General features: G+C 68.6%; 7 protein-coding genes and 1 pseudogene. 4 read left to right on the plus strand and 4 right to left on the minus strand.

The window, feature by feature from the left end:
- Window positions 1-3 precede the first annotated feature (3 nt).
- The gene (locus AB0K14_RS01685; protein ID WP_360448293.1) at window positions 4-957 is read right to left on the minus strand and encodes a hypothetical protein; all 954 of its coding nucleotides are present in this window, start codon (window positions 955-957) and stop codon (window positions 4-6) included.
- Window positions 958-1408: 451 nt separating this feature from the next.
- On the opposite strand from AB0K14_RS01685, the gene AB0K14_RS01690 reads away from it, so the two are divergent.
- Window positions 1409-1702 (plus strand): type II toxin-antitoxin system prevent-host-death family antitoxin, encoded by a 294-nt coding sequence (locus AB0K14_RS01690; RefSeq protein WP_360448290.1) that lies wholly within the window; start codon window positions 1409-1411, stop codon window positions 1700-1702.
- A gap of 95 nt (window positions 1703-1797) precedes the next feature.
- Entirely contained in the window at window positions 1798-2172 is a 375-nt protein-coding gene (locus tag AB0K14_RS01695; RefSeq protein WP_360448288.1) for a hypothetical protein, read from the plus strand.
- A gap of 89 nt (window positions 2173-2261) precedes the next feature.
- On the opposite strand, the gene AB0K14_RS01700 is transcribed toward AB0K14_RS01695, so the two are convergent.
- From AB0K14_RS01700 to AB0K14_RS01710, 3 genes are all read right to left on the minus strand, one after another.
- On the minus strand, window positions 2262-2471 hold the full coding sequence (locus tag AB0K14_RS01700; RefSeq protein ID WP_360448285.1) for a hypothetical protein: 210 nt from the start codon (window positions 2469-2471) through the stop codon (window positions 2262-2264).
- A 116-nt stretch (window positions 2472-2587) separates the two neighbouring features.
- Window positions 2588-2800 carry a hypothetical protein gene (locus AB0K14_RS01705; protein ID WP_360448283.1) on the minus strand — a complete coding sequence of 71 codons (213 nt, stop codon included), beginning with the start codon at window positions 2798-2800 and terminating at the stop codon, window positions 2588-2590.
- Window positions 2801-3400, minus strand: coding sequence for a TMEM165/GDT1 family protein (locus AB0K14_RS01710; protein WP_360448281.1), 600 nt, complete (start codon window positions 3398-3400; stop codon window positions 2801-2803).
- Between the two features lie 384 nt (window positions 3401-3784).
- On the opposite strand from AB0K14_RS01710, the gene AB0K14_RS01715 reads away from it, so the two are divergent.
- Entirely contained in the window at window positions 3785-5305 is a 1521-nt protein-coding gene (locus tag AB0K14_RS01715; RefSeq protein ID WP_360448279.1) for a cytochrome ubiquinol oxidase subunit I, read from the plus strand.
- A gap of 11 nt (window positions 5306-5316) precedes the next feature.
- A pseudogene (gene cydB, locus AB0K14_RS01720) lies at window positions 5317-6306 on the plus strand (cytochrome d ubiquinol oxidase subunit II); the annotation flags it as partial.
- Window positions 6307-6420: the final 114 nt, after the last annotated feature.

A 6420-nucleotide genomic window follows, 5' to 3' on the forward strand; every position in this document is an offset into this window, starting at 1 on the left:
GCGTTACTTGGTGGTGGGCGGTTGTGGTACCACCGCTGCGGTGCCCTTGCCGAGCCTTTGCTGCTTCAAACTGCACCCGGCATGCCCCACGCTGGTCACAACCGGTTCCTCGAACGTCCCTCCGAGCGCCACACCGTCGATGGTGCGTCCTGCGCAGTCGGCGGGGAGTCCCTCGTCGACCAAGAGGCGCCGGTCGTCGGTGAAGTGGATGTCGACCCGGAACGGTGTGGTCACCGGTGCTCCGTTCGCGGGAGCGGTCGCCCAGATGAAAGCCGCGATCGAGAGCGTCGCCACCACTCCGAGCCAGGGCAGGCGTCGGACGAGTCGTCGGTACCTGCGGTGTACGTCGGCCAGATTCACCGTGGTCGTGACACGTTCGGCGATGTCTTCGACCATCTGCAAGCGCTGCAGGAGCCGCTCTTCGTCGCCGTCTTCGCCCGCGGAGTAGGAGACGCGGCCGGCGGAATCTCCCACGAGGCTGGAGTCGAGCGAGGTGCGTCCCGTCTCCCGCAATTCCACCACAGCGACGAACGTGGCGCGGTGGTGCCGGTAGAGCTTTCCCAGGTCGAGTTCCGTCGTCGGCGTGATGAGCGCGCGGCGGCCCTGGAGTTCCTCGTGTGCCCAGTGTTTCCGCCACTCCTGCGGCCTGGTGGATTCGAGGTGCGCGAGGCCGGTCAAGGTCCAGCCGGGAGGGATGAGGACCCGGGCGGCCAGGTAGAGAACCGTGCCGGTGCAGCCGAGCGCGAGGAACGCCGTCGGCACCGAACCCAGGAATCGGGGAAGCGTCAACTCGTCGATCCGACTGACGGCGCTCACCTGCACACCCGCCAGCAGGACGGCGAGGATGGCGGCCGAGGCACCAACCAACCACCGCGCCGCGGAGCGGACCGATTCGAGTTCCTGTGCCGGACCGCCCGGCCAAGCGGCACTGCCTTGACCTGGATCTTTTGTCTCCATGGCGAGTGTCCCTTGACAACAGGGGGGCATGTACTACAAAAATACTACAACCACGCGGTTCGTGGTGGTGACGTTAGGGGTGGTGCATGAGACCGGCAGAACGTGGGAGCCCTGCAGCTCCCTCGCGCAAGAGCGGTCCACAGGACCGCCAGGTGCCCGCGCTTGCGCACCTGATGCGGACGCACCGAGCGGTGATGACCACCCGGTCGCTCCGCTCCTCCCGTCGAGGAGGTGTGGCCGACTTACCACCCCTGCGCCGCTGCCTCCCGGGGGATGGTGGGCCGCCGTGCGGTACCGCCGCGAAGAGTCGCCGGATGCGAGGGGTTCGCGTCGTCACGGGCGGACGAGGACGTCTACCGCGTCTCGTGGCGCATTAGCGCGTCTATTCCGCATGACGTGCCGACCACCTCCGACTAGCTTGTCGAAGTGTGACTGATCTCCGGGAGAAGCGATGAGGACGAGGACCGAGCTGGCGAACGTCAAGACCTACACCATGCGTGAGCTGAATCAGAGCACGGCTCAGGTATTGGAGGAGATCAACGACTCGCACCAGCCCGCGGTCATCACCAAGCATGGTCGCTTCATCGCCCTGATCACCCCACTGCGTGACGTCGAGATCGAAGAACTGGTGCTCACGCACGGGACGATCGGCGAGGTGTTGGACGAACGTGCCGTCGAAGAGCACCCGAACGTCATGTCGCCTGCCCAAGTGCTGCAGCAGATAGTGGACCGCAAAAATCGGTAGAGATAACCTGGCTGTCAGTAGTGGGATTGGTCCGGTCGGGTGGTGACTTGCTGAGTCGGGTATACCCGGTCGAGTGATCGAACACAATGGCGGCCGTGTATGAAGTCGAGTGGACCGACGCTGCGGCGGAAGACCTGTACCTGAAGGTTTCCTCGGCCGTCGCCGAGGAACTCCTGGCCGTCAGCCGGGACGCGCTGGACCTTCCCCCGTCGGAGTACGGGGGTCCACTCGGTGACAGGTTGTGGAGAAGGGGTGTCTCGCGCCAGCGCCAGAAGCAACTCGACGCTGTCACCGGCACACTTGACGACTTCGACGAATCCCGGCCGGATGCGTGGGACTACGTGCTCGTCTACCAGGTGCGCGGTCTGCGGAGGTCGCGATACCGGGTGCTTGCCGTGATCTCCAACGGCGAACTCGCGGCGGCATTGAACGAGTGGCCCGGCCTTGACGCCCCGCCGTGGGCCGACTGAACCAGCCACATCCGCCGGGCGACCCGGTGCCGGTCTGGGTGAGCGCTTCACCTCGGACCGCGGAACCGGCGATCTGAGCCGTGCTGAACTCAGACAGTCGGTGAGTCGGATTCGGCGGGGTGGATTTCGAGGACGCCGTCTTCGTGGAGGACGATCCGACGACCGGGATAGGTGCGTTGGGCGATCTCCACGTCGCGCTCGTCGAAGTCGCCGTAGAACACTGGGATGCCACGCATCAGTTCGCACTTCTCGGTGCCGGTCGGCCAGCGGTAGGCCCAGGCGTCGATGCTGAACTCCACGTGCGGCGGCGGTAGGTCTGGAGTTTGCTGATCTCGCATGTGACGACTCTGGCGGACCGGTCCGGCGGTTCGCCATTCCCTGAACGAACGGAAATGCGGCGGCGTCGGACCGGTGGTCAAAGGTCGCGGCCGAAGACACTGTGGATGGTAGTGCGAAGGGCTTGCGCCGCGTCTCCGGCGGACCTCCGGCCGGCGTCGACCTCTCCGCTCGCCGCGTGCGTCAGCGACACCGCGACAGCGACCAGCCAGTCGAGCGTCAGGTCGGTGTCGAACTCGCCCGTCTCCCGATCCCGCCGGATCACCCGCGCAAGTCGGTCGGCGAGCGGCACCTAGCCCGTGACCGCCTGCCACAGGGCGAACAGGGCGAACGCGGCGAACACGAAGCCGCTCACCCGCTGGATCAGGTGGGTCGGGATGCGGGTGGCGATGCGGCGGCCCACCAGCACCGCGATGGCGGCGACGGTGGCCAGCGCCAGGAACGCGCCCAGGCCCACGAACACGGGGCTGGCGTAGCGGGCGGACAGGGCGGCGGTCGCGAGTTGGGAGGCGTCGCCCCACTCGGCGGCGAACAGGACGCCGAACGACGTCAGCGCCGCACGCAGGAACGTCACCTGACCAGGGCCGTTCGCGGTGGCGTCGGCTCCGTCGCCGTCCTCGGAGAAACCCTCCTTGAGCAGCAGGAACGAGCCGATGCCGAACAGCACGGCGACCACGGCCGCGACCACCCGGTCGGGCAGGAGGGTGAGCACGCCGCCGAACGTCGCGGCCACCACGCACTGGATCGCGAACGCGGCCGTGACACCCGCGAACACCGGCCACGCCCGGTACCTGGTGGTGAGCACGAGCGTGGCGACCATGGTCTTGTCCGGCAGCTCGGCCAGGAAGACGATCGCGAAAGCCGTCGCGAGGGCGATGAGTTCAGGTGCCACGGGAACCTCCGTCGTCCGAATGAACCCGGACGGAGGCAGCACGACCCCGACCGGGCGTGGTGCGCTGCCCGGCCGGAGGTCTCGTTCGCCCGTTCCGCGTGCGGATCGGGTGAGGGACCGGATCCGCGCAAGGCGGACCAGTATGTCGATCCTCTCGCCCCGGTCGTGGTGACCCGGGGGAACTACTCCCCTCTGGCGTCCACATAGTACCCGGCGCACCTGCCGCCGCCGGACGTGACGGCGGACACCGGGAGCCGCAGACACCGGGAGCTGAGGACGCCGGGAGCGCGGACACCGGGCGCCGGCACACCCAGGACCTTGGTCCCGGTCCACGGGGGACCCTCGTACCTGAGGAACGCCGCGCTCCGGATCTACGTTCGACTCGTGGACGTCCTAGACCTGGCGCGGTGGCAGTTCGGCATCACCACCGTCTACCACTTCCTGATGGTGCCGCTGACCATCGGGCTCTCCCTGCTGGTGGCCGGGATGCAGACCGCGTGGGTGCGCACGGGCGACCGCAAGTACCTGGCGATGACGAAGTTCTGGGGCAAGCTGCTGCTGATCAACTTCGCCATGGGCGTGGTCACCGGCATCGTGCAGGAGTTCCAGTTCGGCATGACGTGGAGCGCCTACTCGCGCTTCGTCGGCGACGTGTTCGGCGCGCCGCTGGCCATGGAGGGCCTGGTCGCGTTCTTCGTCGAGTCCACGTTCCTCGGCCTGTGGATCTTCGGCTGGGACCGGTTGCCGAAGAAGGCGCACCTGGCCTGCGTGTGGGCGTTCTCGCTGGCCACGATGGCGTCGGCGTACTTCATCCTGGCCGCGAACTCGTGGATGCAGCACCCCGTCGGCGTGGAGCTGGTCGACGGGCGTCCGCACCTGACCTCGATCTGGGCGGTGCTGGGCAACAACACCGTGCTGGCCGCGTTCCCGCACACGATCTTCGGCGCGTTCGCCGTCGCGGCGACGTTCCTGGCGGGCGTCGCCGGGTGGCACCTGTGGCGGCGCGCCGACGACGAGCCGGTGTGGCGCGCCTCGGTGAAGCTCGGCGCGTGGGTGGGCGTCGTGGCGTTCACCGGGCTCGCGATCAGCGGCGACGCGCAGGGCAAGCTGATGTTCGAGCAGCAACCGATGAAGATGGCGGCGGCCGAGGCGCTGTGCCACACCGAGTCGCCCGCCGCGTTCTCGGTGTTCGCGCTGGGCGACGTGTCGCGGCCCGACTGCGAGAACGTCAAGAGCATCACGGTGCCCGCGCTGCTGTCGTTCCTGGCGCACAACGACTTCACCACCGAGGTCAAGGGCATCGAGGACCTGGTGCCGATGTACCAGGAGAAGTACGGCGCGAACTACCCGGTCGACCCGAAGCTGGGCGAGCTGTCGGGCAAGCCGATCGACTACGTGCCGAACCTGCCGGTCACGTACTGGGGCTTCCGGCTGATGATCGGGTTCGGCGCCATCGCGGCCGGGGTGGGGCTGCTGGTCCTGTGGCTGACGCGCGGCGGTCGGGTGCCGCGCGGGCGCTGGTTCGCGTGGCTGGCCCTCGGCGGCATCGCGACGCCGTTCCTGGCCAACAGCTTCGGCTGGATCTTCACCGAGATGGGTCGGCAGCCGTTCGTGGTGGTGCCGAACCCGAGCGGGGTGGACGGGGTGTGGATGTTCACCGCGCGTGCCGTGTCGTCGTCGACACCGGGGGAGGTGTTGACGTCGTTGGTCGCCTTGACGCTGGTCTACGGGGTGCTGGCGGGCGTCGAGGTGTTCCTGATCCGGCGGTACGTCCGCGCGGGGGTCGCGGGCGTACTGCCGGCTCGAAAGGGCGATGACGAGAACGAGACCGACGAGAACAAGACCGACGGGCACAAGACCGACGGGCAGAAGACCGACGACGACGTCCTGTCGTTCGCCTACTGAGAGGGGGAGCCGTGGAGACGCTCTGGTTCTGCGTGATCGCCCTGCTGTGGCTGGGCTACCTGTTCCTGGAGGGGTTCGACTTCGGCGTCGGCATGCTGCTGCCCGTGCTCGGGCGGTCGGAGCGCGAGCGGCGGGTGCTGATCAACACCATCGGGCCGGTGTGGGACGGCAACGAGGTGTGGTTGCTGGTGGCGGTCGGCGCCACGTTCGCCGCGTTCCCCGCCTGGTACGCGGCGCTGCTCAGCTCGACCTACCTGCCGCTGACGTTGTTCCTGCTGGCGCTGATCGGGCGCGGGGTGGCGTTCGAGTACCGGGGCAAGGTCGACTCGGCGCGGTGGCGGCGGGTGTGGGACCGGGTGATCGTCGCCGGGTCGTGGACGGCCGCGCTCAGCGTCGGCCTCCTGCTGTCGGTGACCGTGTTCGGCATGCCGCTGGACGCGGCGGGCGACCGGGTCGGCTCGGCGTTCGCCTCGATCCGGCCGGAGACGCTGCTCGGCGCGGTGGCCGTGGCCGGGTACGCGTTCGTGCACGGCGCGGTGTTCCTGGCCCTGAAGACCGAGGGCGAAGTGCGGGAACGTGCCCGCGCCCTGGCGCTGAGGGCCGCGCCGGTGGCGTTGCTGCCGTTGCTGGTGCTGCTGCTGGTCGTGCAGCTGCGGTTCGGGTCGGTGTGGACGTGGGGCACGTCGATCCTGGTGGCGGTGGCCGCGCTCGGCGCGTACGGGCGTCTGGTGCTGCGGCGCGAGGGGCAGGCGTTCGCGTTGATGGGCGTGGTGGTGGCGGCGACGGTGGCCGCGCTGTTCGGCGCGCTGTACCCGGACGTGCTGCCGTCCACCCTGGACCCGGCGTGGTCGCTGACGGTGGCCGGCGCCGCGTCGAGCCCCTACACGCTGACCGTGATGACCTGGGTGGCCGCGTTCGGCACACCCGCCGTGCTCGTCTACCAGGGTTGGACGTACTGGGTGTTCCGCAAGCGGATCGGCACCCGGCACATCCCGGCCGTGTCCGTTCCTGCGGTGTCCGATCCCGCTGTGTCGGATCCCGCTGTGTCGGATCCCGCTGTGTCGGATCCCGCTGTGTCGGATCCCGCTGTGTCGGATCCCGCTGTGTCGGATCCC

The organism is Actinosynnema sp. NPDC050801 (genome assembly GCF_040673975.1).
GTDB lineage: Bacteria > Actinomycetota > Actinomycetes > Mycobacteriales > Pseudonocardiaceae > Actinosynnema.

Coding starts and splice junctions, on each gene's coding strand:
- AB0K14_RS01685 (WP_360448293.1), bottom strand. CDS start 957: ATGGAGACAAAAGATCCAGGTCAAGGCAGTGCCGCTTGGCCGGGCGGT.
- AB0K14_RS01690 (WP_360448290.1), top strand. CDS start 1,409: ATGAGGACGAGGACCGAGCTGGCGAACGTCAAGACCTACACCATGCGT.